This is a genomic window from Amycolatopsis sp. 195334CR (genome assembly GCF_017309385.1).
Lineage (GTDB): Bacteria > Actinomycetota > Actinomycetes > Mycobacteriales > Pseudonocardiaceae > Amycolatopsis.
Window position 1 is genome coordinate 1,762,276 of sequence record NZ_JAFJMJ010000002.1, and the last position, 26,656, is coordinate 1,788,931.

Annotated in this window: 20 protein-coding genes; 10 read left to right on the top strand and 10 right to left on the bottom strand. The window is 72.2% G+C overall.

Going from position 1 to position 26,656, the window contains the following annotated elements:
* Positions 1–51 precede the first annotated feature (51 nt).
* Both JYK18_RS31335 and mshC read left to right on the top strand, forming a co-directional pair.
* Positions 52–822 (top strand): MerR family transcriptional regulator, encoded by a 771-nt coding sequence (locus tag JYK18_RS31335; protein ID WP_206807032.1) that lies wholly within the window; start codon positions 52–54, stop codon positions 820–822.
* 72 nt (positions 823–894) lie between these two features.
* A complete protein-coding gene (mshC, locus tag JYK18_RS31340; RefSeq protein ID WP_206807033.1) occupies positions 895–2,133 on the top strand; it encodes a cysteine--1-D-myo-inosityl 2-amino-2-deoxy-alpha-D-glucopyranoside ligase in 1,239 nt (412 codons plus the stop codon).
* Here the strand turns inward: mshC and JYK18_RS31345 are convergent.
* Positions 2,113–3,771, bottom strand: a complete 1,659-nt coding sequence (locus JYK18_RS31345; protein WP_374195088.1) for an ABC-F family ATP-binding cassette domain-containing protein — start codon at positions 3,769–3,771, stop codon at positions 2,113–2,115. The two genes, mshC and JYK18_RS31345, sit on opposite strands and share 21 nt — an antisense overlap.
* The gene (locus tag JYK18_RS31350) at positions 3,771–5,441 is read right to left on the bottom strand and encodes an ABC-F family ATP-binding cassette domain-containing protein (RefSeq protein ID WP_206807034.1); all 1,671 of its coding nucleotides are present in this window, start codon (positions 5,439–5,441) and stop codon (positions 3,771–3,773) included. Before JYK18_RS31350 ends, JYK18_RS31345 begins: the two co-directional genes overlap by 1 nt.
* A gap of 206 nt (positions 5,442–5,647) precedes the next feature.
* Between JYK18_RS31350 and JYK18_RS31355 the strand changes: the two genes are divergently transcribed.
* Genes JYK18_RS31355 through JYK18_RS31365 form a run of 3 tightly spaced genes read left to right on the top strand, consistent with a single transcriptional unit; the run spans position 5,648 to position 8,261 of the window.
* The gene (locus JYK18_RS31355; RefSeq protein WP_206807035.1) at positions 5,648–6,235 is read left to right on the top strand and encodes a helix-turn-helix transcriptional regulator; all 588 of its coding nucleotides are present in this window, start codon (positions 5,648–5,650) and stop codon (positions 6,233–6,235) included.
* On the top strand, positions 6,232–7,431 hold the full coding sequence (locus JYK18_RS31360) for an MFS transporter (protein WP_206807036.1): 1,200 nt from the start codon (positions 6,232–6,234) through the stop codon (positions 7,429–7,431). Before JYK18_RS31355 ends, JYK18_RS31360 begins: the two co-directional genes overlap by 4 nt.
* A gap of 5 nt (positions 7,432–7,436) precedes the next feature.
* Positions 7,437–8,261 (top strand): metallophosphoesterase, encoded by an 825-nt coding sequence (locus tag JYK18_RS31365; RefSeq protein WP_206807037.1) that lies wholly within the window; start codon positions 7,437–7,439, stop codon positions 8,259–8,261.
* Positions 8,262–8,279: 18 nt separating this feature from the next.
* On the opposite strand, the gene JYK18_RS31370 is transcribed toward JYK18_RS31365, so the two are convergent.
* From JYK18_RS31370 to JYK18_RS31380, 3 genes are all read right to left on the bottom strand, one after another.
* Complete coding sequence (locus JYK18_RS31370) at positions 8,280–10,802, bottom strand: LuxR family transcriptional regulator (protein WP_206807038.1); 2,523 nt, start codon at positions 10,800–10,802, stop codon at positions 8,280–8,282.
* The gene (locus JYK18_RS31375; RefSeq protein WP_206807039.1) at positions 10,799–12,358 is read right to left on the bottom strand and encodes a class I adenylate-forming enzyme family protein; all 1,560 of its coding nucleotides are present in this window, start codon (positions 12,356–12,358) and stop codon (positions 10,799–10,801) included. The genes JYK18_RS31370 and JYK18_RS31375 overlap by 4 nt, the downstream gene beginning before the upstream one ends.
* Positions 12,359–12,456: 98 nt before the next feature.
* A complete protein-coding gene (locus JYK18_RS31380) occupies positions 12,457–13,047 on the bottom strand; it encodes a QsdR family transcriptional regulator (protein ID WP_206807040.1) in 591 nt (196 codons plus the stop codon).
* Positions 13,048–13,195: 148 nt separating this feature from the next.
* Between JYK18_RS31380 and JYK18_RS31385 the strand changes: the two genes are divergently transcribed.
* A complete protein-coding gene (locus tag JYK18_RS31385) occupies positions 13,196–14,062 on the top strand; it encodes an alpha/beta hydrolase (RefSeq protein WP_206807041.1) in 867 nt (288 codons plus the stop codon).
* A 64-nt stretch (positions 14,063–14,126) separates the two neighbouring features.
* Positions 14,127–16,739, top strand: coding sequence for a P-loop NTPase fold protein (locus JYK18_RS31390; RefSeq protein WP_206807042.1), 2,613 nt, complete (start codon positions 14,127–14,129; stop codon positions 16,737–16,739).
* On the opposite strand, the gene JYK18_RS31395 is transcribed toward JYK18_RS31390, so the two are convergent.
* The 4 genes from JYK18_RS31395 to JYK18_RS31410 all read right to left on the bottom strand — a co-directional run bounded on the left by JYK18_RS31395 (position 16,727) and on the right by JYK18_RS31410 (position 21,025).
* A complete protein-coding gene (locus JYK18_RS31395) occupies positions 16,727–17,299 on the bottom strand; it encodes a class I SAM-dependent methyltransferase (RefSeq protein ID WP_206807043.1) in 573 nt (190 codons plus the stop codon). The genes JYK18_RS31390 and JYK18_RS31395 overlap by 13 nt on opposite strands.
* Positions 17,296–18,810 (bottom strand): MFS transporter, encoded by a 1,515-nt coding sequence (locus JYK18_RS31400; protein ID WP_206807044.1) that lies wholly within the window; start codon positions 18,808–18,810, stop codon positions 17,296–17,298. Before JYK18_RS31400 ends, JYK18_RS31395 begins: the two co-directional genes overlap by 4 nt.
* A gap of 93 nt (positions 18,811–18,903) precedes the next feature.
* Complete coding sequence (locus JYK18_RS31405; protein ID WP_374195075.1) at positions 18,904–19,989, bottom strand: MFS transporter; 1,086 nt, start codon at positions 19,987–19,989, stop codon at positions 18,904–18,906.
* Between the two features lie 148 nt (positions 19,990–20,137).
* Positions 20,138–21,025, bottom strand: coding sequence for a PAC2 family protein (locus JYK18_RS31410; RefSeq protein ID WP_206807045.1), 888 nt, complete (start codon positions 21,023–21,025; stop codon positions 20,138–20,140).
* Between the two features lie 51 nt (positions 21,026–21,076).
* On the opposite strand from JYK18_RS31410, the gene metH reads away from it, so the two are divergent.
* Positions 21,077–24,637 (top strand): methionine synthase, encoded by a 3,561-nt coding sequence (gene metH, locus JYK18_RS31415; protein WP_206807046.1) that lies wholly within the window; start codon positions 21,077–21,079, stop codon positions 24,635–24,637.
* An 8-nt stretch (positions 24,638–24,645) separates the two neighbouring features.
* A complete protein-coding gene (locus JYK18_RS31420; RefSeq protein ID WP_307796139.1) occupies positions 24,646–25,347 on the top strand; it encodes an HAD family phosphatase in 702 nt (233 codons plus the stop codon).
* Positions 25,348–25,419: 72 nt separating this feature from the next.
* On the opposite strand, the gene JYK18_RS31425 is transcribed toward JYK18_RS31420, so the two are convergent.
* The gene (locus JYK18_RS31425) at positions 25,420–26,199 is read right to left on the bottom strand and encodes a class I SAM-dependent methyltransferase (RefSeq protein ID WP_206807047.1); all 780 of its coding nucleotides are present in this window, start codon (positions 26,197–26,199) and stop codon (positions 25,420–25,422) included.
* A 174-nt stretch (positions 26,200–26,373) separates the two neighbouring features.
* On the opposite strand from JYK18_RS31425, the gene JYK18_RS31430 reads away from it, so the two are divergent.
* On the top strand, positions 26,374–26,637 hold the full coding sequence (locus tag JYK18_RS31430) for a phosphoribosyl-ATP diphosphatase (RefSeq protein WP_206807048.1): 264 nt from the start codon (positions 26,374–26,376) through the stop codon (positions 26,635–26,637).
* The last annotated feature ends 19 nt before the right edge of the window (positions 26,638–26,656 follow it).

Below are 26,656 nucleotides of genomic sequence, written 5' to 3' on the forward strand. Positions count from 1 at the left end.
TTCCCGTCAGGGCCGGGAACACACCGGCCGAAGGGAAAAAAGGGGGAAGTCGTGAGCTTTCCGGTCGGCCGGGTGGCCGAACTCGCCGGGGTGACCGTGCGCACGCTGCACCACTACGACGAGATCGGCCTGCTCACCCCGAGCGGCCGCAGCGCCGCCGGGTACCGCCGCTACAGCGACGCGGACCTGGACCGCCTGCAGCGCATCCTGCTGTACCGGGAGCTGGGCTTCCCCCTGGAGACGATCGCGGCCATTGTGGACGAACCGTCGACCGATCCGATCGGGCACCTCAAGCGGCAGCGCGACCTGCTGCACGAGCGGATCGAGCGGTTGCGGCGGATGGCCGCCTCCGTCGAGCACGTGCTGGAGGCGAAGATCATGGGCGAAGCGCTGACCCCGGAGGAGAAGCTGGAGGTGTTCGGCGGCTTCCGCGAGCCGGAGGGCTACGCCGAGCAGGCCGCCGCGCGCTGGGGCGACACGCCCGAGTGGCAGTGGGCCCAGCGGAACCGCAAGCCGATGGGCAAGCAGGACTGGGCCGAGGCCGAGCGGGTCCGCCGGGACTGGGTCGACCGGCTGCTGGCGCTGCTGGACGCGGGGGCGTCCCCCGGTGACGAGGCCGCGATGGACCTGGCCGAGGAGCACCGGCGGATGCTGGGCGCGTTCATGGGGGAGTGCGGGTATGAGATGCATCGCAACGTGACCGCGCTCTACGTGACCGAACCGGTACAGCTGGGCTTCCTGGTGCGCGAACCGGACCAGCGGCCGGGCCTGGCCGAGTTCATCCGGGACGCCGCGGTGGCCAACTCGGCACGGGGGGAGTAGCGGACTCGCCTTCCCGCCCGCACATCCCACCGGGCGGGAAGGCACTCGGCCGGGGAGCTTACGCTGGTGCGTATGCATACTTGGTCTTCGATCGACGTGCCCCGGGTGCCTGGGAGCCCTCGTCCGCTGCGGCTCCACGACACCTCGACCGGCCTGCTGCGGCCGACGGCGCCCGGATCGACGGCCCGGTTGTACGTCTGCGGCATCACCCCGTACGACGCCACCCACCTCGGGCACGCGGCCACCTACCTGGCCTTCGACCTGGTGCACCGGCTGTGGCTGGACGCCGGGCACGAGGTCCACTATGTACAGAACGTGACCGACATCGACGACCCGCTGCTGGAGCGCGCCGAGCGCGACCAGGACGACTGGGTGGTGCTCGGCATGCGGGAGACCGCGTTGTTCCGCGAGGACATGGAGGCGCTGCGCGTGCTGCCGCCCCGCGACTTCGTCGGCGCGGTGGAGAGCATCCCGGAGATCGTCGAGGTGATCGGGAAGCTGCTGGCCAGCGGCCTGGCCTACCGGGTGGACGACCCGGAGTACCCGGACATCTACTTCGCCAAGGACGGCAGCGGCCGGTTCGGCTACGAGTCCGGGTACGACGCCGAGACCATGGCGAAGTTCTTCGCCGAACGCGGCGGGGACCCCGACCGGGCGGGCAAGCGGGATCCGCTGGACGCGCTGCTGTGGCGGATGGCGCGTCCCGGCGAGCCGTCGTGGGAGTCCGAACTGGGCGCGGGCCGCCCCGGCTGGCACATCGAATGCAGCGCGATCGCGGTGAACCGGCTGGGCATGGGCTTCGACGTCCAGGGCGGTGGCTCCGACCTCGCCTTCCCGCACCACGAGTACAGCGCCGCGCACGCGGAGGCGCTGTCGGGCGAGCACCCGTTCGCCCGGCACTACGTGCACGCGGGCATGATCGGGCTCGACGGGGAGAAGATGTCGAAGTCCAAGGGGAACCTGGTGTTCGTTTCCCGGCTGCGGGCGGACAAGGTGGACCCGGGCGCGATCCGGCTCGGGTTGTTCGCCGGGCACTACCGCAGCGATCGCTCGTGGACGGACGAGGTGCTGGAGACCGCGGAGGCGCGGCTGTCGAAGTGGCGCGAGGCCATCTCGCTGCCGGCCGGTCCGGCCGCCGGGAGCACGGTGGACCGGCTGCGCGAGCACCTCGCCGACGACCTCGACACGCCGAAGGCGCTGGCCGCGGTGGACGCCTGGGCGGACGAGGCGCTGACCCGCCGGGGCACCGACAGCGCCGCGCCCGGACTGGTGCGCGACGCCGTCGACGCCCTACTGGGGATCGCCCTGTAGCCGTCCGCCGGAGACGGTCAGCTCCCGGCAGTGTGCTTCGCGGAAGCGGCGCTGCCACAGGCGGTCGTGGGAAACCGTCACGACGGCACCCCGGTAGTCGCGCAGCGCGGCTTCCAGCTGCTCGACGAGCACCGGCGAGAAGTGGTTCGTCGGCTCGTCGAGCAGCAGCACGTCGACCGGGTTCTCCAGCAGCCGGGCGAGCCGGGTCCGCCTGCGCTGCCCGACCGAGAGCGGGCCGCCGCAGCCCGCTTCGTCCTGCGGCAGGTACCTGACACCACCGGTGTCCGGTTCGTTCTGCGGCAGGTACCCGGCACCACCGGTGCCCGCTTCGTCCTGCGGCAGGTACCCGGCACCACCGGTGTCCGGTTCGTCCTGCAGCAGGTAGCCGACACGGCCGGTGTCCGGTTCGTCCTGCGGCAGGTATCCGACGCGCCCGTGTGCCCGCACCGCGCCCGGTGCCAGCTCGCCGGCGAGCACCCGCAGCAGGCTCGACTTGCCCGCCCCGTTCGGCCCGGTGACCAGCAGCCGGTCACCCGGGCGCAAGCTCAGCCCGGACAACGCGATCCGGCCCGGGACGTCCACTTCGGACACTTCGAGCAGTGGTCCGGCCACCGCACCGGTGGTCCGGGCGCTGGTGGTGAACCGCGGTGGGTCGGGCGGCTTCGGCACCGGTTTCGCCCGCAGGCGGGCGAGTCGTTCCCGCGCCGAGCGGGTGCGGGTGGTGATCGACTGCTGCACCCGGCGGCCGTCCCCGTGGTACTTGCACTTGTTGTGGTCGGCCATCGGCCGTCCCGGGGCCACCCGATAGGCGGTGTGCTCGGCGAACTCGGTCCAGCGGGCGATTTCTCCCTTCCAGTCGTCGTACGCCTGCTCCCAGCGCAACCGGGCGGCGCGGCGTTCGGCCAGGTAGCCGTCGTACCCGGTGCCGTACCGCCGCACCGCGCCGGACTCCACTTCCAGCAGGGTGGTGGTGATCGCGGTGAGGAACAGCCGGTCGTGCGAGACGGCCACCACCGTGCCGCGATGCCGCCGGAGGCGGTTCTCCAGCCACGCCAGCGCTTGCGCGTCGAGGTGGTTCGTCGGCTCGTCGAGCAGTAGTAGCTCCGGATCGGCGGCCAGCACCGCCGCTAATGCCAGTCGCGCCCGCTCGCCACCGGACAGCTCACCGAGCCGCCGGTCCGAGGGGAGCCCGGAAAGACCGAGCGTGTCCAGGGTTTCGGCCAGTCGGGCGTCCACTGTGTACCCGTCGCGGCGTTCGAACTCGGCCAGCAGTGCGCCGTACCTCGGCAGGTCCTCTTCGGACAGATCCCGCTCGGCTCGCCGGAGTTCGGCTTCGAGCCAGCGGAGATCGGCCAGCGCGCTGTCGGCCGCATCGGCCACGGTGGCCTCCGGTGGCAGCGCGAGCACCTGGTCGAGGTACCCGACGCCACCGGGGAACCGCACGGTGACCTCACCGGCATCCGGCCGCGTCGTGCCCGCCATCAGCCGGAGCAGGGTCGACTTGCCGGAGCCGTTCTCGCCGACGATCCCGGCGCGTTCGCCGGGGCGCACGGTGAGCGTGACGTCGTGCAGTACGCGGTGGCCGGGAAAGCCCTTCGAGACCGCGTGCAGGCTCAGTTGCGCGATATCGGTGCGTATCAAGCGCTTTCCTCCTTTCCGTTGCGCAGCCTCAGTTCCCGGCCGGTCCAGCCGCGGCGGAGCCAGCGGTCGTGCGAGGCGATCACCACCGCGCCCGGCGCGGTGCCCAGCGCGGCGAACAGTTCCTCGGCCAGGGTGAGGGAGATGTGGTTGGTCGGTTCGTCGAGCAGCAGCACGTGCGGCGGCTCGGTGAGCAGCAGGGCCAGCGCCACCCGGCGGCGCTGCCCGACCGACAGGTGCCCCACCGGCCGATCCAGGTCGCGACGCGCGATCAGCCCGAGCTCGGTCAGAGCGAGCGCGCCGGCGCGGCCAGCGGCGCCGGGAATGGCGCCACCCGAACTGGCGTGGGCAGCGGCGCCGGCGTCGCGGGCTGCGGCCAGTTGGCGGGGGGTGTGGGCCGGGTCCGGGAAGACCACGTCCTGGTCCAGCAGGCCGATGTTGATCCCGCGTCCGCCGCTGACCGTGCCGCGGTCCGGGGTCAGCCGCCCGGCCAGCACGCTGAGCAGGGTGGACTTCCCCGCGCCGTTGCCGCCGGTGATCAGCAGGCGGTCGTCGGTGGTCAGGTCGAGTTGTCCAATGTGGAGCCTCCCGGGGATTTCGATGCCGCGCGCGGTCAGCGCGAGCTTGTCCTCGACCGCGGCCGCGGTCAGGTGCGCCGCGAACCGCAGTGGTACCGGCGGTTTCCGGACCTGGTCGCGCCGCAGTTCCTCGTAGCGCAGCTGCGCGTTGCGCACCCGCCGCGAGATCTGCTTCTGCACGCGCCCGCCCTTGAAGTCGTAGAGCATCTTGGCGTTGTCGCGCTGCGGTCGGTTGTGCGCGACGTTCCGCGCGGTCACCGCGACCGCCTCCTTCAGCTGCTTGAGTTCGTCCTGTTCCTCCGCGTACCGCTGTTCCCAGCGCGCCCGCTCGGCCTTCTTCTGGACCAGGTAGTCGGAATAGGTCCCGCCGTACCGCGTCGGCCCGCCGAGCGCCGGATCGAGGTCGACGATGTCGGTGCACACCGCGTCGAGGAACACGCGGTCGTGCGAGGACAGCACGATCACCCCGGGCAGCACCGCGAGGTGGCGTTCCAGGAACTCCATGCCCGCGTCGTCGAGGTGGTTCGTCGGTTCGTCCAGCAGCAGGGTCTCCGGCTGCCGGATGAGCAACGCGGCCAGGCCCAGCCGCGACCGCTGACCGCCCGAAAGCGTGCCGAGCGGGCGGTCGGGGGAGATCCCGGCCAGGCCGAGCCCGTCGCAGACCAGCTTGGCGCGGCGGTCGGCGTCCCACAGGTCGTGTGCCTGCGCCCACTCCAGCACCCGGCCGTACTCGTCGAGCACCTCGGTGTCCTCCGGCGCCACGGCCAGCTGTGCGGTCAGCCGGTCGAGACGGGCGGCGGCGTCGCGGATCTCGCTGAGCGCGTCGTCGATGACGTCGGAGAACCGGGCGTCGCCGGGGAAGGGCAGTTCCTGCACCAGGAACCCGAGGTCGGCACCGCGCCGCACGCTGCCCGCGTGCGGCTCTTCGAGTCCGGCGAGCAGGCGCAGCAGGGTGGACTTGCCGACGCCGTTCTCGCCGACCAGCCCGAGCCGCTGTCCCGCACTGGCGGTCAGGTCGAGCCCGTCGAACACGACGCGGTCGCCGTAGCTGAAGGTGAGATCCCTGGCTTGCAGGGACAAGGAAACAGACATGGAGCATCACCGGCCCAGGAGCGGAAAGCGGAACACCCGCCGGGCACAGGAGCCTCGGACGCGGATGGGGGCTGGGATCAGTTGTCCATGATGCGACGAGGTTAACGCAACTGGAGTTGGATTAGCAACCCCCTCTTGGTTTTCGGTCCGCGACGTGCAACTCTGAAAGAGAACTTTCGAAAGAAACCTTTCAGAGTGGAGGGCCGATGGCCGAACTGCCGCCGCGCACCCGGGTCCGCGAGGTCGCGCTGCTCAAGGCGCTGGCCCATCCGCTGCGCTCGGAGCTGCTGAACTACCTGATGTCGGTCGGCCCGCGCACGGCCAGCGAATGCGCGGTCGCGATCGGCTCCTCGGCGTCGAACTGCAGCTGGCACCTGCGCCAGCTCGCCGAGTTCGGCCTGGTCGAGCGCGTCGACGGCGGGGACGGGCGCGAACGGCCGTGGCGCGCGAAGCACGTCGGCCTCGACTTCGGCGAACTCGACGACGAGCCGTCCACGCGGTCGGCCCAGCTGGCCGCGTTCGGCACCCGCCTGCGCGAGGAGGAGTTGCTGACCCAGCGCTACCTGGAGACCGCCGAGCAGGCCGAGCCCGAATGGCTCGACGCCTCCGCGATCAGCTTCTACGGCCTGCGGATCACCGCCGCCGAGATGAAAGAGCTGGTGGAAGCGGTGGACGCGCTGATCCGGCCGTACGTCGGCAGCATCCGCCAGGACGCCCCGCCCGACGCGCGCCCGGTGCACGCGAGCCTGCGTGCCTTCCTCCGGATCGAAGCGGACGGGAAGCCGAGCAGATGAACCTGTTGCGGGAACCCAAGTTCGCCCGATTGTCGGCCGCCTCGCTGTTGTCCGAGATCGCCGAGTGGATCCTCCAGGTCTCGCTGCCGCTGTCGCTGTACCAGTTGACCGGCTCGGCGGCGTCCACCGCGGTGATGATGATCATCGGGCTCGTGCCCGCGGTGGTGCTCAGCCCGCTCGCCGGTCCGCTGGCCGACCGCGGCGACCGGCACCGGGTGCTGTGCGCGGTCTCGTTCGCGCAGGCCGCGGTGGCGCTGCCGCTGCTGCTGGCCGAGCACGTCGCCGTGCTGTACGTGGTGATGGCGGCGCAGGCCGGGCTCGCCGCGATCGCCGAACCCGCCCGCAACGCCCTCGTGCCGCAGGTCGTCGGCCAGGACCAGCTCACCGCCGCGAACGGGCTGATGAGCGTGAACGCGAACGTGGCCAGGCTGGCGGGCGGCTGGGCCGGTGGCTGGCTGCTCGGCGCCGGCGGGTTCGGGCTGACCGTCCCCGTCTACGCCGGGGTGCTCGTCCTGGCCGCCGTGTTGTTCGCGCGGCGGTTCTCGATCGACCCGCCGGAGCCGGCGGAGCGGCCGCACGTGCTGCGGCAGTGGGTCGAGGGGCTGGCCGAGGTCCGGCGCAACCCGGCACTGCGGACCATCTCGGTCGCGGTGGTCCTGCTGCAGCTCGCGCAGGGCATGTTCCTGGTGCTTTTCCTGGTTTTCGTGCTCCGGACCCTGGGCGGCGACGAGGCCGACACCGGGTTGCTCCGGGGGGTGCAGGCCGTCGGCGGGCTGGCCGCGGGCGTGCTGGTGGCCACCGCGGCGCGGCGCGTGGACCCGGCGAAGCTGCTCGGCTGGGGCGCGCTGGTGATGGGCCTGTACTCGGCGCTGACCTGGAACGCCGCGCACCTGACCACGTCGATGGCGGTGTTCGCCGGACTGTTCGCGGTGGCCGGTGGGCCCGGGGTGTTTGTCGGCAGCGGGCTGCTGTCGGTGATCCAGCGGGTCACCCCGCCCGAGCTGACCGGGCGGGTGCTGAGCACCGCGTTCGCCGGCATGGCCGCGGCGAACGCGGCCGGGATGCTGGTGGCGGGCGCGCTGGCCGACCGGATCGGGCTGGAGATCTTGCTCGGCGTTCAAGCCGCGCTGTTCCTGCCCGCCGGGCTGGTGGTGCTGCTGCGCTTGGCCCGGCGGCGGGAACCGGCGCTAACGTAGGGGACGTGCCCACCCTTTTCGCCACCAGTGACCTGCACGTGACCCACGAAGGCAATGCCGAGGTCGTCGACACCATCCAGCCGGACGGACCGGAGGACTGGCTGCTGGTGGCCGGGGACGTCGGCGAACAGGTCCCGGCGATCATGAAGACGCTCAAGATGCTGCGCGACCGGTTCGCGAAGGTGATCTGGGTGCCGGGCAACCACGAGCTGTGGACCACCGAACGCGATCCGGTGCAGCTGCGCGGGCAGGCGCGCTACGACGAGCTGGTGCGCCGGTGCCGGGAGATCGACGTGCTCACCCCGGAGGACGAGTTCGCCGTGTGGGAGCACGGGAGCGAGCCGCTGACCATCGCGCCGATGTTCCTGCTCTACGACTACAGCTGGCGCACGCCCGCCGCGCACGGGCGGCCGCTGTCGGTGGCGATGGACCAGGCGCGCGAGGCCGGGGTCATCTGCACCGACGAGTACTTCCTGCACCCGGACCCGTACCCGACGCGCCAGGAGTGGTGCGCGCAGCGGCTGAAGGTGACCGAGCAGCGGCTGCAGGAGATCCCGGCCGACCGCAAGACGATCCTGATGTCGCACTGGCCGCTGCACCGCCACCCGACCGAGCCGCTGTACTGGCCGGAGTTCGCGATGTGGTGCGGGACCACCGAAACCGAGGACTGGCACCTCCGGTTCCGCGCGGAGATCGCGGTGTACGGCCACCTGCACATCCCGCGCTCCACCCAGGCCGACGGCGTCCGGTTCGAGGAGGTCTCGCTCGGTTACCCGCGTGAGTGGCGCAAGCGCGCCCGCGGCCCGGTCCCGCTGCACCGCCTGCTCTGACCGGCGGTCGCGCGGACCTCAGGAGAACCTGACCGTGCCGTCGCCCGGTGGCGCGGTGGCCCGCCTCGCCAGCAGCGCGGCCAGTTCGACGCGGGACCGGACGCCCAGCTTGGTGTAGATGTTGCGCAAGTGGTGGTCCACCGTGCGGTGGCTGATCACCAGCCGCCGCGCGATCTCGCGGTTGGTCTTGCCTCCGGCGACCAGCAGCGAGATCTGCGCCTGCTGCGGGGTGAGCGAGGGCAGGTCGCCGTCGGCCGGTTCGGCCGGATCACCGCCCGCCGCGCGGAGTTCGGCGCGGGCGCGCCCGGCCCAGAACTCGGCGCCATGCCGGTCGAACAGGCGGGCCGCGTCGCCGAGCAGTTCGCGCGCGTCGCGGAACCGGCGGTCGCGGCGCAGGCGCATTGCTTGGCACAGCTGGGTTTTCGCCAGTTCCAGCGGGGTGCGGGCGAGCCGGTGCAGGTCCACCGCGGTGGTGAAGTGCTTGTCCGCGGCGTCCGGGTCGCGGGCCAGCAGGCCGTGGCAGCGCTGGGCCAGTGCCCGCCACTGCACGCTGCCGGTCGCTTCGGCCCAGCCGTCGAGCACGCGCAGCCCGCGCACCGCCTCTTCCGGTTCCTCGCAGCGCACCGCCGCCTCGACCAGCAGCGGGGTGGCGAGCACGGCGATCGCCGGTTGCGCGTAACCGGTGTCGGCGGACAGCGTGCGGAAGCGGGCCAGCGCGTCGGCGGGCCGGTCGGTGGCGAGGTCGACGCACACCTCGGCCCAGGCGGCGATCGCGCGCGGCCGCCCGAGCGACCGGCGGTCGAGATCGGCTTCGTCGAGCCACTTCCGCGCGGCCTTGGTGTCGCCGAGCCGGGCGGCGGACAGCGCGAGCACGGTCATGTTCTCCGCGGCGCAGGTGCGCTGGCCCGTGCTTTCGGCCAGTCCTTCGGTGGCCGCCGCGACGGCGGCGCGGTGCCGGTCGAGCAGCGCCGCGGACATGCCGAGGTGGATCAGCGCCCACGGCAGCGTGGTGACCGCGCCGATCCGCGCGCGGGCCACCGCGGCGGCGGCGTACTCGTGGGCGAGCGCAGTCCGTCCCAGCGCGAGTGCCGCCTCCGCGGCCCAGACCTGGCTGCGCACGTCACCGGGCGCGACACGCAGCGCCTCCTCCAGCGCCGGGATCGCTTCCTCGTGCCGTCCGGCGAAGGTCGCGGCCAGCCCGCGGGTGTGCGCCGCGGCGAGGCGGACCTCCGGTACGCCGGAATCGCGGGCCAGCTGGGCGGTGCGCGCGGCGATGGCGGCGAACCCGCGGAGGTCCCCGCTGATCCGGCGGGCCTCCCCGGCCAGCATCAGCGCGACCGAGGTTTCGGCGGGTGGCAGGGTTTCCGCGGCGGTCAGCAGTTCGTGCGCGGCGACGGCCGGTTCCCCGTCGCGCAGCTCGATCTCGCCCTGCAGCAGCCGATCCCCGGCGCGGCGCAGCAACTGCCGCGCCCAGGTGGTGCGCCCGAGCTCCCAGGCGCCGCGGGCGGCCGGGATCAGCCACTGTGGACCGTCCTCGCCGAGTTCGGCCGCGCGTTCGAAGGCGTGCACGGCTTCCTCGGTGACGCCCGCGCGCAGGGCCGCTTCGGCGAGCGCGGTGGCCATCGCGGGGGCGGCGTCCTCGCGGAGCGTGGCACGCACGGCCGGGCTCGCGAGCAGTCCCGACGCGAGCGCCTCGTCGCGGGCGAGTACGCCGCACCGGTCGAATTCGGCTTGGCTGAGCGGTGTTTCCGCCGCGGCGAGCAACACGAACCGGCGCGCGGCGGCGGAAAGCCCTGCCAGGACACGGCGATAGGCGGCGCGCTGGTGACCGTCGTCGGGCAGGGTTTCGGTGCCGGATGCGGCCAGCTCCAGCAGATCGCGGGGATTGCCGGCGGCTCGCGTGAGCAGCCGGGCCCGCTCGTCGGGAGGCAGGTCCGGCGGGAGCAGGCTCGCCGCCGCGTGGTCGTCGAGCGGGGACAGGCGGAGGGTGGGCAGGCCGTCGAGCGGGTCCGGTCCCGGCGAGGCCGGTGGGCCGGTCGCGAACACCATCACCACCGGCAGTCCGGTGAGCCGCCGGGCCGCGAAGGCCATCGCCTTCAGGGACGGCTGGTCCCACCACTGGGTGTCGTCGGCCCAGCAGAGCACCGGGCCGAGCTCGGCGAGGAGGCGGTGGAGCGCCGCGCAGAGCGCGAATTCCTCCGGTTCTGCCCCGCCCCGCCCGGCGGCGAAGCGCAGTTCCTCCGGCAGGTCGGTGAGGGGGTGGAGGAACCGGTGCAGGGCGCCGAACCGGAGAGACCGCTCGGCCGGGACACCAGCCGCGCCGAGCTTCCGGGGCCGCCCGGCTGGGGAAGCGGTCGTGCCAAGTTGCTCGGCCGGTGAAGCCCTCGTGCCGAAGTGCCGGAGGCCGGTCACCGCGGCGTGGTCGAGCAGCCGGGTTTTGCCGATGCCCGGCGCGCCGGTGACCCGCACGGCCCCACCGCCGGTGGTCAGCAGGCCGCCGAGCACCGCCAGCTCGTGCGCCCGCCCGACCGGGCCGGTCATGTCAGCTGTTCGCGCAGGGCCCGCTTGAGGATCTTCCCGGCGGCGGAAACCGGCAGCTCCGGCACGAACCGCAGCTCCCGCACCCGCTTGTACCCGGGCACCTGCGCGTTCACCGCGTCCAGCACGTCCGCGTCGGACACCGACGCCTTCGCGGGCACCACGAACGCCACCGGCAGCTCGCCGACCGCCGGGTCGGGGCGGCCGACCACCGCGGCCGCGGCCACCTCCGGCAGCGCGACCAGCAGCTCCTCCAGCTCCCGCGGGTAGACGTTGTACCCCTTGTACAGCAGCATGTCCTTCTTGCGGTCCACAATGGACAAGTAGCCGTCGTCGTCGAGCACGCCGATGTCACCGGTGTGCAGCCAGCCGTCCCGCAGCACTTCGGCGGTGGCTTCGGGCCGGTTGTGGTAACCGCGCATCACCTGCGGGCCGCGGACGCAGACCTCCCCGCGTTCCCCCGCCGGCACGGGCGCGTCGTCACCGTCGAGCGAGGCCAGGCGGACCTCGGTGTCGAACACCGGGCGCCCGACCGCGCCCGCCTTGTGCAGTCCCGAACGGTGTGACGGGGTGCTGGTGGCGCCCATGGTCACCTCGGTCAGGCCGTAGCCCTCCAGGATCGGCGCGCCCGGCAGCAGTTCGTTCAGCTGGTGGATCATCTCCAGCGGCATCGGGGCGGCACCCGAACTGATCGAACGGACCGAGCTGAGGTCGCGCGTGCGGACGTCCGGGCACATCAGCAACGCGGCGAACAACGCGGGCGCGCCACCCATCGAGGTGACGCCGAGGCGTTCGACGTCGGCCAGGTAGGCGGCCGGGTCCAGCCGCGAGTGCAGCACGACGGTGAGCCCGCTCAGCACCGGCACGTTCAGCCCGCCGATCGTGCCCATCGCGTGGAACCACGGCGTCAGGTTGATCGCGATCCCGGTACCCAGCCGGGTCGGCCACTCCTCGGGGCCGCCGATCTGGTCGAGCACCAGCCCGCCGTGCTCGTCGAGCGCGGGCATCGAGCCGGTGGCCCAGCAGGCGTACTGGAGGGAGTTCACCACCACGTTGCGGTGCGGCAGCTCGACGCCCTTCGACACGCCGGTGGTGCCGCCGGTGTAGGCGAGGTGGGCCAGGTGGTCGTACAGGTCGACCTCGACCTCCGGCGGCGCCTCGCTCTGCCCGGCGCACAGCTTCGGCACGTCGGCGGCGGTGATCGAGCGCACCGCGCCCGCGTCGGTCAGCTGGGCCCGCGCGGCCGGCTCCGGCAGCAGCGGGCTGACCGGCACGAAGGTGCCCCCGGCCAGCAGCGTGCCGTAGTAGGCGACCGGGTAGGCCAGGCAGTTCGGCATGCGCAGGGCCACCGGGTCGCCGGGGGAGAGGCCGTCGGCGAGCAGGCCGTTGGCGAAGGCGGCGGCCGCCTGGCCGAGTTCGCGGAAGGTGATCCGCTCGCCCTCGTGGACGAAGGCGGGGCGGTCGCCGAAGCGGCGGGCCGAGCCGGCCAGGATGGCGGGCACGCCCACCTCGGGGTAGTCCAGCGACGGGCCGAATCCGGGCAGCCAGGTGTCGGGCATGGGGACACTCCTTTGTGGACAACACCGTCCGGGGAGGCACACACGAGCCTGACCGCATGAAACACCACGGCGATCTGTTTCACAACCACCGCGCCGGCCTACCGGACCGCGACCGGTGTCCCTTCGACGAGGACTCCCAGCAGCTTGGCCGCCGCTTCCAGGTTCGGTTTCCCGGCCGCGACCACGTCGGAGTAGAGGAAGGATTCGCCCAGACGCACCAACGCGAAGCTGAGCGAGTCGAGGTCGACCACCGGGGTGAACCCGCCGTCGGCGACGTCGCGGGCGAGCAGGTCCCGGTAGGCGGCGATCACCCTGGGCTGGACCCGGCCGTGCGGGTCGGTGAGCACCCGGATCGCCGTGGTCGGCTCGTTGTCCAGCAGCACGTGCAGCCCGCTCGCGGTGGCCACGTCCGAGCGGTACCAGCCCATCACGGTCAGGCAGCGCAGGCGGCCCCCGGCGTCGCGCACCACCGGGCCCTCGGTCTGCTCCCACCGGCGGACCGCCCTGGCCAGGGTGCGCTCGGACATCCGCCAGAGCGCGTCGCCGAGCAGGTCCTCGCGGTTGCCGACGCGGCGGAACAGGGTGGCCCGGGAGATGCCCGCCTCGGCGGCGAGCGCGCCCAGGTCCAGCCGTTCCCCGCGCGCCAGCTTGCGCGCGGCCAGGCGGACGAGCTCCTCGGGTGCGGTCACGACCGGAAAGCGTAACCGGCTGCCCGTGCCGGGGCGCGCCGCCGGAAGCCGGGTGGCGGGCTGGCGATTTCACCGATGCCGGGCGGGCGCGCCGGGTGCCACAGTCAGCACGGTCCGTCACCGATCCACCCCGAAGGAGCACAACGAAGTGCGCAGACGACTCACCGGTGCCGCGCTCGCCCTCGCGCTGGGCGCCGCGGCGTTCGCCGCCCCCGCCGCGGGCGCCGCCGAGAACCCGTACGAACGCGGTCCCGCCCCGACCAACTCCAGCATCGAGGCCACCACCGGCCCGTTCGCCACCGCCGAGAGCAGCGTGTCCAGCCTGGTCACCGGGTTCGGCGGCGGCACCGTCTACTACCCGACGAGCACCAGCGAGGGCACCTACGGCGCGCTCGCCATCTCGCCGGGGTTCACCGCCACCCAGTCCAGCATCTCGTGGATGGGCAGGCGGCTGGCCTCGCAGGGGTTCGTGGTGATCACCATCGACACGAACACCATCTACGACCAGCCGGACAGCCGTGGTGACCAGCTGCTCGCCGCGCTGGACTACCTGACCCAGCAGAGCCCCACCACGGTGCGCAGCAAGATCGACCCGACGCGGCTGGCCGTGGCCGGGCACTCGATGGGCGGCGGCGGGTCGCTGGAGGCCTCGGTCAAGCGCCCGAGCCTGCAGGCGGCGATCCCGCTCGCGCCGTGGAACACCGACAAGACGTGGAACACCGACCAGGTGCCCACCTTCATCGTCGGCGGGGAGTCGGACTCGGTGGCGCCGGTGTCCAGCCACGCCGAGCCGTTCTACACCTCGCTGAGCAGTGCGCCGGACAAGGCGTACCTGGAGCTGAACAACGCGAGCCACTTCTTCCCGAACACGCCGAACACCACGCAGGCGAAGTACATGATCTCGTGGCTGAAGCGGTTCGTGGACAACGACACCCGGTACGAGCAGTTCCTCTGCCCCGGCCCGTCGAAGTCCACCCTGGTCGAGGAGTTCCGGAGCAGCTGCCCGAACGGCTGACCGGATCGGCGGGGCCGTGGGCGCGCTCACGGCCCCGCCGGCGTGCCGCTAGAGTTCCTGGCTCATGACCGATCCGAACGAGCACGAGTACCGGCGGCTCGGGGTGATTGGTTCCGTCGCGTGCTCGGTGGCCACGACGAGCCGCCCCTGGGCGCTCAAGATCGATGCGATCGTGGTGCCGGTCGGCGAAGGGCTCGGCGAACTCGGCCAGGCACTCGAGGAGCAGTATCCCACCGCGGCGTGGAGCACCGTCTCGTTCGACAGCGTTGTCCCGCAGCTGCCGAGGGCGATCGAGCTGCCTGGTCCCGGCCCGAGGCTGGCGATCCTGGTTTCGTCGATGTCGGCGGAGGAACAGGACGCCGCGACAGCGGTGATGGGGGCTGTTTCGCTCGCGATCCGCACCGGCGTCACCGCTCTGGGAATGCCGTTGCTCACCGCCGGGCTGATGGGCAATTCGGCGGCGGTGGCGGCCGGGGCGGTGGTGCCCGCGGCCATTGCCTCGCTCGACGGGATGACCGGAACCGTGCTGCGGCGGCTGGTGTTCTTCGCGAAGAGCCGGGAAGACACCGAAGCGATCCGCACCGCGTTCGCCGGCGGTGAACCGGCTGAAGCCGCGCTCGAGCTGGAAGGCGGGGTGAGCCGGGACCTCGTCGACCCCAATCGGAGCATTCCGCTCGAAGACGATCAGCTGGACGTCGCGCCCTACGTTTCGATGCTGGCGACGGTGATCGCCGATCCGGCTACGCCGTTACCGTTGTCGGTGGGGGTGTTCGGCGAATGGGGCAGCGGCAAGAGCTACTTCATGGGCCTGCTCCGCGGCGAGGTGGAACGCCTGACCAGCCAGGACATCGTGCAGATCGGCTTCAACGCCTGGCACTACGCCGACAGCAACCTCTGGGCCAGCCTCGGCGACGAGATCTTCCGGCAGCTCGCCGGCGTCGACGCGAAGTCACCGGAACGCGCCGAGCGGATCCGCGCCGAACTCGCCGAGCGGCTCGACCAGCGACGCCGGCTGGAGGCGGAAACCCAGGAGGCACGCGAAGCCGCGGCCACCCTGCAGTCCGAAGTGGACGCTGCCGCGGCCGGGCGGGAGCGCAGCGCCGAGGTGCTCGTCGCGGCGTTGCGGAACTCCACCGCCTTCCGCGACCGCGTCGACCGGCTGTGGCACCGGCTCGGCGTCACCGCGGAAGCCGAACAGGGGCGGCTGCTGGCCGAGCAGATGCGCGGCTCGCTCGACGACGCGGCCGTGTTGCGGCGGCTGCCCGGCGAACGGCACGGCAAGATCGCGCTCGCCCTGGCCGCAGTGATCCTGGTCGTCGGGCTGGTGGCGCCGCTGGCCCGCGAGTGGCTCGCCGGGGTCGCCGCGTTGTTCACCGTGTTCGCCGGGACCGGCATCACCGTGCTCGCCCGCGTCCGCTCCGGGATGCGCGGCCTGCGCGAACTGAGCGAGGACCTCCACACCGGCATCACCCAGGCCGCCGAGGCCGAACTGCCGGAGAAGCTGGAGGCCCTGCGCGCGGCCGAGGCGCAGCAACGGGTCGCCGAGGCGCAGCTCGCGGAAGTCGTTTCCCAGGTGGGAGAACTCGGCAGGCAGCTCACCCAGCTCACCCCGGGACGGCGCCTGTACACCTTTCTCGCCGACCGCGCGCGCAGCGAGTCCTACGCCGGCAACCTCGGCATCATCTCCACCATCCGCAAGGATTTCGAGCAGCTGGTCAAGCTGATGGCCGAGTGGCGCGAGCACCCGGACGAGGGGAACCCGCGCCCGGTCGACCGGATCGTGCTCTACATCGACGACCTGGACCGCTGCAGCCCGCGGCAGGTGGCCGAGGTGCTGCAGGCGGTGCACCTGCTGCTCGCCTTCGAACTCTTCGTCGTGGTCGTCGGGGTCGACCCGCGCTGGCTGCTGCGCGCGCTGCGGAGCCACTACGCGGAGATACTGGACGACGGGGTCACGCCCGAGGACTACTTGGAGAAGATCGTCAACATCCCGCTGGTGCTGCCGGGCCTGGCCGCGGACGGGATGACCCGGCTGCTCCGGTCGATGGTGCGGACCACGCCGCGCGAGCCGGTGACCTGGTCCTCGCCGAAGCCCGCCGGGGCCGACCAGGCCGCCATCCAGATCGAGGCCGGGTCCGAAGTGGACAGCCAGCGCACGTCGGCGCGCCCGGTGGAACCCCGGCCGCTCACCGAACCCGAGCTGAAACTGCTGTCCACTCTGGACTCGCTGGTGGCCACCCCGCGCGAGGCGAAGCGGCTGGTGAACCTGTACCGCATGGTGCGCTCCACGCGTGACCTCTCGGTGGCTTCCCGGTTCCTCGGCCAGGACGGCGAACCGGGGGAGTACCAGGCCGTCGTGCTGCTGCTGGCCCTGCTCACCGCGCACGCGCGCCTGCTGTGCGACGTGCTCGACACCCGGCCCGACCCGGAAAACGCCATCACCGGCGGGCTGGTGCACCGCGACCCGTCGAGCAGCTGGTACGAGTTCGTCGACGACCTCGAACCGCGTGACGGGCGCAACCGGGTCGCCGGTGCGGTCGGACGGCTCGGGGACTGGCGGCGGCTGCACGCCGGGCTGGTCCGGGTCTCCGCCGAGGTGGACCTGCCCGACGTGTCGGCGTTGCAGCGGTGGGAGCCGCGCATCCGGCGGTTCTCCTACCTGCTTCAGCGGCGGTAGGACAGGCGGATGTTCTGCGGCCCGGCCGAAACCCGCTCCCTGGTGAAGGTCGACTCCAGCAGCTCGAGCACCGGCGCCCGGCGGCGGCGCCCGATCACCGGCCGCCACAGGAACAGGACCAGCTGCCCGCCGGGCCGCAGGACCCGGTGCGCGTCGTGGATGGCGGCCAGCGGGTCGCTGAACTCCTCCAGGCTGTAGCCGTAGAACAACGCGTCCACACTGGACTCCGGCAGCGGCAGGGCGCAGCCGTCCCCGGCCTGGTAGCGCATCCGCGCGCCCGGCGCGCCGGTCAGCCGCTCGCGCAGCACTTCGAGGCTGCCCGCGTCGGGGTCGAGCGCGATCAGCTCGCTGCCCGCGCCGAGGTGCCCGGCCAGCGCGCGGGTGTAGAACCCGCCGCCGCTGCCGACTTCGAGGCAGGTCATGCCCTCGACCGGGCGCACCCAGCGGACGTCGCGGGAGCGCAGGTCCCAGCCGAACGCCGCCCGCAGCGCGGGCGAGCTGATCAGCCGGTAGAACGCCGCCGGGGTGCGCCAGCCCGCCCTGATCTCGGTCGTGGTCATCGTGCGACTCCTGTCTTCGGTAGCAGCCGGGCCGCGGCGATGGCGGCGACGGCGAAGGTGATGAAGCCGGTGGCGAGCGCGACGGTCATGCCGTCGACGAACGCGCCGCGCGCCGCTTCGAGCAGCTGCCCGGCGACCGGCTCCGGAAGGCCCGACGCGGCCTCGGCCGCATCGGTCAGCCCGCGTCCGGCGAGTTCCGCCTCGTGCGGTGGAACGCCCGCGACGGCGGGGAAAGCGGCGGTGTAGACACCGGCGGCGATGCTGCCCAGCACCGCCACGCCGAGCCCGGCACCCAGTTCGTACGCGGTCTCCTCGACCGCCGAGGCGGCACCGGCCTGTTCGGCCGGCGCGGCGGCCAGCAGCGCGTCGGAGGCGGCCGTGAGCGCCACCGAGATGCCGAAGCCGACCGCGACCAGCACCGGCCCGAGCAGCCACAGGTTCTCCGTGGTGTCCAGCCACAGCGCCGCCGCGCCGAGCGCCAGCCCGACCACGGCGAACCCGCCGACGGTCACCGCGCGGCCCTCGAACCAGCGCAGCATCGGGGCCGCGACCAGGCTGCCGACCACCGCCGCGACCATCACGAACAGCAGCCGCAGCGCGGCCTCCATCGGTTCGAGCACCAGCACCAGTTGCAGGTACTGGGCGAACAGCAGGCCGAGCCCGACCAGCGACAGCATCACCAGCAGCACGCTGCCGACCGCCACGCTGAACGCGCGCCGCCGGAACAGCGCGAGGTCGAGCAGCGGCGAGACCAGCCGCCGCTGCCGCCGGACGAACACCACCAGCAGCGCCACCCCGGCCAGCCCGGCCGCCGGGCCGAGCACGGACATCGAACCGCCGTGCGGGGTCTGCTTGATCGCGAACGCCACGCCGAGCACGCCGCCCGCCGCGAGCAGCGCGCTGAGCAGGTCCCACCGGCCCTCGGGCGGATCGGCGGACTCCGGGATCAGCCAGTAGGTCAGCGGCAGCGCGGCCAGCATCACCGGCACGTTGATGGCGAACGCGGCGTGCCAGCTGAACTCCTGCACCAGGAAACCGCCGAGCAGCGGGCCCAGCACCGCGCCGGACCCGGCCACCCCGCTCCAGACGCCGATGGCGGTGCGCCGCTCGGCGCGATCGGGGAAGGCCTGCCGCAGGATGGACAGCGTGGCGGGCATGATCATCGCGCCGCCGACGCCGAGCAGCGCCCGCGCGGCGATCAGCATCGGCACGTTCACCGAGAACACCGCGGCGAACGACGCCAGCCCGAACACCACGTAGCCGAGCACCAGCACGCGCCGCCTGCCGTAGTGGTCGCCGAGCGTGCCGAAGGCCAGCAGCAGCGGCGCGGCCAGCAGCGAGTACACCGCGATGATCCACAGCTGCTCGGTGGCGTCCGGGCGCAGGTCCTCGGCGATCGCGGGCAGCGCCATGTGCAGCACGGTCGCGTCGATCGAGACCAGCAGCAGGCTGGCGCACAGGATCGCGAGCACCGCCCAGCGACGGCGCACCAGCGCCTCGGTCCTCCCCATGCTGATCATCCTCGCTGTTCGGCGCGGTCCGCACGACGGCGTGAAGGCGGATTCGAAGTCATCCTCAAGTCGGACAACCCCTGAGGGGGATGCTCATCGGGCGCGTACCAGGATCGGGGTGGCGAGCACGAGCACCGCCGCCGGCACGAGGAAGCCCAGGCGCGGATCGGCGTGGTAGAGGCCGGTGAAGGCCAGCGGGGAACAGGCCATGCCGAGGAACCGCAGTGCCTGGACCACCGAGATCGCGCCGTTGCGCGCGGTGCCCGCCCGGGTGATCACCAGCGTGTTCGTGCCGACCGAGATCAGCTGGGCGACCACGCCGCCGATCGCCCAGGCCGCGACGAGCACCGGCAGCGACCCGGCCAGCCCGAGCAGCGCGACCACGGCCCCGCCGCCGAGCAGCCCGGTGACCAGCGCGACCACCGGCCCGAACCGGTCGGCGAACGCCCCGCTCAGCCGGGCGGTGAGGAACCCGGCCGCGCCGAACGCGGTGAGCGCGAGCCCGCGCGGCCCCGAGCTGAGCCCGAAGACGTCCTCCAGCCGGAACGCGACCAGGAAGGACAACCCGGCCAGGCAGCCCCAGCCGACGAGCACCAGCACACCCGGCACCACCGACGGCCGGACCACGGACCGCCAGTCCGCGCGGGGACCGGCTTCGGCCTGGCCGGGGGCGGCGGGCAGGGGAGCGGCGGCCAGCGCGAGCGCGGTGACCGCGATCCCGGCGAAGGCCCAGGGCCACGACAGCTCCGCGGCCAGCCCGCCGACCAGCGGCGCGGTGGTGTGCCCGAGCGCCTGCATCGCGGCGAACAGCCCGAGCGAACGGCCCAGCCGGTCACGCGGGGTGACCGCGGCCAGTTGGGCGAGGAGCAGCGGGGTGATGAACGCGTTGGCAGCGCCCTGCAGCCCGCGTGCCGTCAGGAACAGCCAGAACCAGGGCGCGACCAGTGCCAGCAGGGCGGTCGCCGCGTAGGCCGCATAGGCGACGCGCAGGGTGCGGACCACGCCCCAACGCTCACCGAGCGTGCCCGAGACCAGCATGATGGCCGCGAACGGCACGAGGTACACCGTCAGCGAGGAGGCCGCCCCGGCCGGGCTGGTGCCGTAGGTGGCGGCGAGCTCGGGCAGCATCGCCACCACCACACCCGCCCCGAACGGCCCGAGGAGCCCGCCCAGATACACCCCGATCGAACCGTGAGGTCGCGCCGGTGTTCGGGGGTGCGCTGGAAACGGCCCCCCAGGCCGTTTCCAGCGTGCGCCCGAACACCGGCTCAAAAGCGACCTCACCGTTTCGGCGGAGCCGAAACCAACATTACGGAGCCGAAACCAATTAGCCGAGGCCGCCGGGGCGGCGGCGCCGGAGGTAGCGTTCGAACTCGGCGGCGATCTTGTCGCCGCTGGCCTCGTCCACGGTGAGCTCGGTGTCCCGCTCCTCCAGCGACCGCACGTAGTCGCGGATCTCCTCGTCCTCGTCGGCCATCTCCGAGACCGTCCGCTGCCACTCCTCGGCCTGCTCGGGCAGCGCCCCGAGCGGGATCTCCACGTCGAGGATGTCCTCGAGCTTGTGCAGCAGCGCCAGCGTGGCCTTCGGCGACGGCGGGTGCGAGACGTAGTGCGGCACCGCGGCCCACACCGACACCGCCGGGATCCCCGCCTGCACGCACGCGTCCTGCAGCACGCCGACGATGCCGGTCGGGCCCTGGTAGCGGTTGCGCTCCAGGCCGAAGCGCGCGGCGGCGGCCGCGTCGTAGGCCGTGCCGGTGACCGGGACCGGCCGCGTGTGCGGGGTGTCGGCCAGCAGCGCGCCCAGCGTCACCACGGTGGACACCTGGAGGTGCTCCATGTGCTCGAGCAACTCGGTGCAGAACGCGCGCCAGCGCATGTTCGGCTCGGGCCCCTGCACCAGCACCACGTCGCGGCCGAAACCCTCCGGGTGGCATACCGCCAGGCGGGTGGTCGGCCATTCCACCCTTCGAGTGACGCCGTCCACCATGCGGACAGTGGGCCTGCTCACCTGGAAGTCGTAGTACTCGTCGGGGTTGAGCTCGACCAGCGGGGTCGCGTCCCAGTTCAGCTGCAGGTGCTCGATCGCGGTGCTGGCCGCGTCACCTGCGTCGTTCCAGCCCTCGAAGGCGACCACCATGACGGGTTTGCCGTCGTCGGCGGCTTCCGGGGCCGGCTCGGCGTGCGGGCTGTTCGGCTGTTCGGGCTCACTCACTGTGCCAGCCTACGACCTGGCCGAGGCCGCGCTGACCGTAGGCTAAGGAGCATGGCCGAACGACTCTCTTCGCCCTTGCTGGACGCCCTCGCCGAACGGGTTGTGGTGGCCGACGGTGCGATGGGCACCGCGCTTCAGGCCCACGACCTGTCCCTCGACGACTTCGACGGTCTCGAAGGCTGCAACGAGATCCTCAACGTCACCCGCCCCGACGTGGTGCGCGAGATCCACCGCGGCTACCTGGAGGCGGGTGCGGACGCGGTCGAGACCAACACCTTCGGCTGCAACTTCGCCAACCTCGCCGAGTACGACATCGAGGACCGCATCTTCGAGCTGTCCGAGATCGGCGCCCGCCTCGCGCGGGAAACCGCCGACGAGTTCGCCACCCCGGACCAGCCGCGGTTCGTGCTCGGCTCGGTCGGTCCCGGCACCAAGCTGCCCACACTGGGACACGCCCCCTACGCCCGCCTGCGCGACGCCTACGTGCAGGAAGTGCGCGGGCTGCTGGCCGGCGGCGCCGACGCGGTGCTGGTCGAGACCACCCAGGACATCCTCCAGACCAAGGCCTCGATCGTGGCCGCGCACCGCGCGATGGCCGCCGAGGGCAGGCGGGTGCCGATCATCGCCTCGATCACCGTCGAGACCACCGGCACCATGCTGCTCGGCACCGAGGTGGGCGCCGCGCTGCAGGCGCTCGAACCGCTCGGCATCGACCTGATCGGGCTGAACTGCGCCACCGGCCCGGCCGAGATGAGCGAGCACCTGCGCCAGCTGTCCAAGCACGCGAAGGTGCCGCTGACCGTGATGCCGAACGCCGGGCTGCCCGAGCTGGGCCCGAACGGCGCGGTCTACCCGCTCGGCCCGGAGGGGCTCGCCGAGGCGCTGGCCGGGTTCGTCCGGGAGTTCGGCGTCGGCCTGGTCGGCGGCTGCTGCGGCACCACCGACGAGCACATCCGCCAGCTGGTCGCCGCGGTCCGCGAGACCGAGCGCGCCCAGCGCCGCCCGCGCCCCGAGCCCGGCGTGTCCTCGCTGTACCAGGCGGTGCCGTTCGAGCAGGACGCCAGCGTGCTGATGATCGGCGAGCGGACCAACGCCAACGGCTCGAAGGCCTTCCGCGAGGCGATGCTGGAGGGCCGCTGGGAGGACTGCGTCGCGATCGCCCGCGACCAGACCCGCGACGGCGCGCACATGCTCGACGTCTGCGTGGACTACGTGGGCCGCGACGGCGCGGCGGACATGGCCGAGATCGCCTCCCGCTTCGCCACCGCCTCCACCCTGCCGATCATGCTCGACTCCACCGAGATCGACGTGATCCGGACCGGCCTGGAGCACCTCGGCGGGCGCTGCGCGGTCAACTCGGTCAACTACGAGGACGGCGACGGCCCGGAGTCCCGCTTCACCAAGGTGATGGAGCTGGTCGCCGAGTTCGGCGCGGCGGTGGTCGCGCTGACCATCGACGAGGAGGGCCAGGCCCGCACGGCCGAGCACAAGGTGGCCATCGCCGACCGGCTGATCACCGACATCACCACCAACTACGGGCTGGCCGAGTCCGACATCATCATCGACACGCTGACCTTCACCATCGCCACCGGGCAGGAGGAGTCGCGCCGGGACGCCATCGAGACCATCGAGGCCATCCGCGAGCTCAAGCGCCGCCACCCCGAGGTACAGACCACGCTGGGCCTGTCGAACATCTCCTTCGGCCTGAACGCGGCCGCGCGGCAGGTGCTGAACTCGGTGTTCCTGCACGAGTGCGTGCAGGCCGGGCTGGGCACCGCGATCGTGCACGCCTCGAAGATCCTGCCGATGTCGAAGATCCCGGACGAGCAGCGCAAGGTCGCGCTCGACCTGGTCTACGACCGCCGCGCCGACGGCTACGACCCGCTGCAGGCGTTCATGGCGCTGTTCGAGGGCGTCACGGCGTCCTCGTCGAAGGAGTCGCGCGCGCAGGAGCTGGCCAAGCTGCCGCTGTTCGACCGGCTGGAGCGGCGGATCGTCGACGGCGAGCGCAACGGCCTCGACGAGGACCTCGCGGAGGCGCTGCAAACACGCCCGGCGCTGGAGATCATCAACAACACGCTGCTGTCCGGCATGAAGACCGTCGGCGAGCTGTTCGGCTCCGGCCAGATGCAGCTGCCGTTCGTGCTGCAGTCCGCCGAGGTGATGAAGGCGGCGGTGGCCTACCTCGAACCACACATGGAGAAGGACGACTCCGGCGGCAAGGGCCGGATCGTGCTGGCCACGGTCAAGGGCGACGTGCACGACATCGGCAAGAACCTGGTCGACATCATCCTGTCGAACAACGGCTACGAGGTGGTGAACCTGGGCATCAAGCAGCCCATCACCTCGATCCTGGACGCCGCCGAGGAGAACAAGGCCGACGCCATCGGCATGTCCGGCCTGCTGGTCAAGTCCACGGTGATCATGAAGGAGAACCTGGAGGAGATGAACTCCCGCGGGGTCTCCGCCCGCTGGCCGGTGCTGCTCGGCGGCGCCGCGCTGACCAGGTCCTACGTGGAGAACGACCTCACCGAGATGTACCTCGGGGACGTCCGCTACGCCAGGGACGCCTTCGAGGGCCTGCGGCTGATGGACGCGATCATGGCCGCCAAGCGCGGCGAGTCGCCGGTGCTCGACGAGGAGGAGCAGGCCAAGCGCGCCGAGCGCAAGGCGCGGCGCGAACGGTCCCTGCGCATCGCCGAGGCCCGCCGCGCCAAGCAGGAGGCGGCCGAGGAGGAGCCGCCGCCCGCGCGCTCGGACGTGGCCGCCGACGTGGCGCTGCCGACCCCGCCGTTCTGGGGCAGCCGGGTGATCAAGGGCGTGCCGCTGGCCGAGTACTCGGCGATGCTGGACGAGCGCGCCACCTTCATGGGGCAGTGGGGGCTCAAGGGCGCCCGCGGCGGCAGCGGCCCGACCTACGACGAGCTGGTGGAGTCCGAGGGCAGGCCGCGCCTGCGGTACTGGCTGGACAAGCTGACCGCGGACGGCGTGCTGGCGCACGCGGCGGTGGTCTACGGCTACTTTCCGTGCGTGGCCGACGGCGACGACCTGGTGGTGCTCGCCGACGCGAAGCCGGACGCGCCCGAGCGCACCCGGTTCACCTTCCCGCGCCAGCGCCGTGACCGGCGGCTGTGCCTGGCCGACTTCTACCGCCCGCGGGAGCTGGCGCTCGCCGCCGGTGAGGTCGACGTGGTGCCGTTCACCCTGGTCACCATGGGCCAGCCGATCGCCGACTACGCCAACGAGCTGTTCGCGGCGAACGCCTACCGCGACTACCTCGAGGTCCACGGCCTCGGCGTGCAGCTGACCGAGGCGCTGGCCGAGTACTGGCACCGGCGGATCCGCGAGGAGCTGCACTTCGCCAGCGGGGCCGCGGTGGCCGAGGAGGACCCCGAGGAGATCGAGCGGTACTTCAAGCTCGAGTACCGTGGGGCGCGGTTCTCCCTCGGTTACGGCGCCTGCCCCGAGCTGGAGGACCGGTCGAAGATCGTGGAGCTGCTCGGCGCGGAGCGCATCGGGGTCAAGCTGTCCGAGGAGTACCAGTTGCACCCGGAGCAGTCCACCGACGCGATCGTCTGCCACCACCCGGAAGCAAAGTACTTCAACACCTAGGAGAACACGTGACTCACGCGTCCACAGTGGACGGTGCGGTGGCCGGAACCGGGATCGCCGCGGTGCTCTGGGACATGGACGGCACCCTGGTCGACACCGAGAAGCTGTGGGACGTCGCGCTGTACGAGGTGGCCCAGTGGCTCGGCGGCACCCTGACCGAGGCGCAGCGGCTGACCCTGGTGGGGTCCAACATGGAGACCACCACCGGGTTCCTGCTGGGCGCACTGGGCAAACCGGACACCCCGGAGCTGCGCGCGGAGATCGCGCGGTGGATCCGCACCCGCACCGCCGAGCTGTTCGGCGACGCGCTGCCGTGGCGGCCGGGGGCGCACGAGGCGCTGACCGCGGTGCGCGCGGCCGGCATCCCGTCGGCGCTGGTCACCTCCACCGAGCGGGAGCTGACCGAACTCGCGCTGAACACCATCGGCCGCGAGTTCTTCGACGTCACCGTGTGCGGGGACGAGGTCGGCGGCCGCAACAAACCGGACCCGGAGCCGTACCTGCTGGCCGCGCGACTGCTCGAAGTGGACCCCGCGCGCTGCGTGGCCGTGGAGGACTCGCCGCCGGGCACCGAATCCGCGGTGGCCGCCGGCTGCACGGTGCTGGTGGTGCCGAACGACGTCGAGGTCGCCCCGGGACCGCGCCGGGTGTTCAAGGACTCGCTGGTCGGCGTGGAGCCCGCCGCGCTGGTGGCGCTGCTGGCGCCTTGACCTGCCGCGAACGGTCCGTTCCGGTGCCGGTTCTCGCCGCGGAACGGACCGTTCGTGGCCGTACCGGTGGTGCTAGGGGAATTCGGTGAATTCAGCGGGGATGTCGGCGTGCTTGGTGCCGACCACGGCCACGTAGTGCAGTGGCTCGCCGCTGATGTTGAGCCGGTGCCGGTAGCGCTCCGTCGCGCGGACCTCGAGGACGCCGTTGTCCTGGCAGGTCTGGATGAACCCGGCGAAACCGGAGGTGTCCTCTTCGGTGAGGAACCTGTCCTTGATCGTGAAGGCGATCCAGCCGCCGTCGGAGACCAAGTTGAACGCCGCGCGGAACGCGCTCGGCGGGATGTCCGCGTAACCCAGTGCGGCCACGCAGACCAGGGTGTTGAACTTCGCCGCCGCCAGCGCGGCCGCGGTCTCTTCGGACGGAGCGGTCACGTCGCCGACGTGGTAGGCGTCGTAGACCTCGGGCCGTTCCCGGCGCGCGGCCTCGGCCGCCTCCGGGATGATGTCGGCGCCGACCAGGTGGCCGACCCCGATCGTGCGCAACTGCTCGCCGACGAGGCCGTTGCCCGCGCCGAGGTCGAGCACGCGCAGCCCCTCGGCGTCGTAACCGTCGCGCTGCAACTGCTCCTTCAGCAGCTTGGCGATGACGTCGGGGGACCGGCAATCGAGAATTTCGTGGAACAACTGCTCGTACAGCCCGTTAATGCGGTAGATACGGTGGTAGTCGTGAAAGCGGATGTCGACCCATTCACCGTCCAGCAGAACCGAGCAGTACTCGGCGTCCTGGTCGATTTCCTCGGGTCGCTCCGGCAACCTGATCTGCGGCTTGCCCAGTGATCGCTGGTTCTCCATATCACTTCTTCCCGTTGTCTCCCATGTACCGAGGACCATTTGAGATAAGTGGACCCGGCGCCGAACGTCAACATCGACTGGACCATTCGGAGCAGGCTCGCGGTGTGACCGGTCTGGCACCCGGGGCGGCCCCGGTCGGCGGGCGCGCACCTGGGGTGGAAGGATCTGCAGACCGTGAAGACCTTCGATGAGCTGTTCGCGGAGCTGGCCGATCGCGCGCGCACGCGGCCCGCCGGATCGGGCACGGTGACCGCTTTGGACGCCGGTGTGCACGCCCAGGGCAAGAAGGTGCTCGAGGAGGCGGGCGAGGTGTGGATCGCCGCCGAGCACGAGTCCGACGAGCGGCTCGCCGAGGAGATCTCGCAGCTGCTGTACCGCGTCCAGGTGCTGATGCTGGGCCGCGGACTGTCCACTGAGGACGTCTACCGGTACCTGTAGGGCCGGTCCCGCTACAAAG

Coding starts and splice junctions, on each gene's coding strand:
- JYK18_RS31400 (WP_206807044.1), bottom strand. CDS start 18,810: ATGGGGAGGACCGAGGCGCTGGTGCGCCGTCGCTGGGCGGTGCTCGCG.
- JYK18_RS31425 (WP_206807047.1), bottom strand. CDS start 26,199: ATGGAGAACCAGCGATCACTGGGCAAGCCGCAGATCAGGTTGCCGGAG.
- JYK18_RS31375 (WP_206807039.1), bottom strand. CDS start 12,358: ATGCCCGACACCTGGCTGCCCGGATTCGGCCCGTCGCTGGACTACCCC.
- JYK18_RS31360 (WP_206807036.1), top strand. CDS start 6,232: ATGAACCTGTTGCGGGAACCCAAGTTCGCCCGATTGTCGGCCGCCTCG.
- JYK18_RS31395 (WP_206807043.1), bottom strand. CDS start 17,299: ATGACCACGACCGAGATCAGGGCGGGCTGGCGCACCCCGGCGGCGTTC.
- metH (WP_206807046.1), top strand. CDS start 21,077: ATGGCCGAACGACTCTCTTCGCCCTTGCTGGACGCCCTCGCCGAACGG.
- JYK18_RS31390 (WP_206807042.1), top strand. CDS start 14,127: ATGACCGATCCGAACGAGCACGAGTACCGGCGGCTCGGGGTGATTGGT.
- JYK18_RS31370 (WP_206807038.1), bottom strand. CDS start 10,802: ATGACCGGCCCGGTCGGGCGGGCGCACGAGCTGGCGGTGCTCGGCGGC.
- JYK18_RS31355 (WP_206807035.1), top strand. CDS start 5,648: ATGGCCGAACTGCCGCCGCGCACCCGGGTCCGCGAGGTCGCGCTGCTC.
- JYK18_RS31350 (WP_206807034.1), bottom strand. CDS start 5,441: ATGTCTGTTTCCTTGTCCCTGCAAGCCAGGGATCTCACCTTCAGCTAC.
- mshC (WP_206807033.1), top strand. CDS start 895: ATGCATACTTGGTCTTCGATCGACGTGCCCCGGGTGCCTGGGAGCCCT.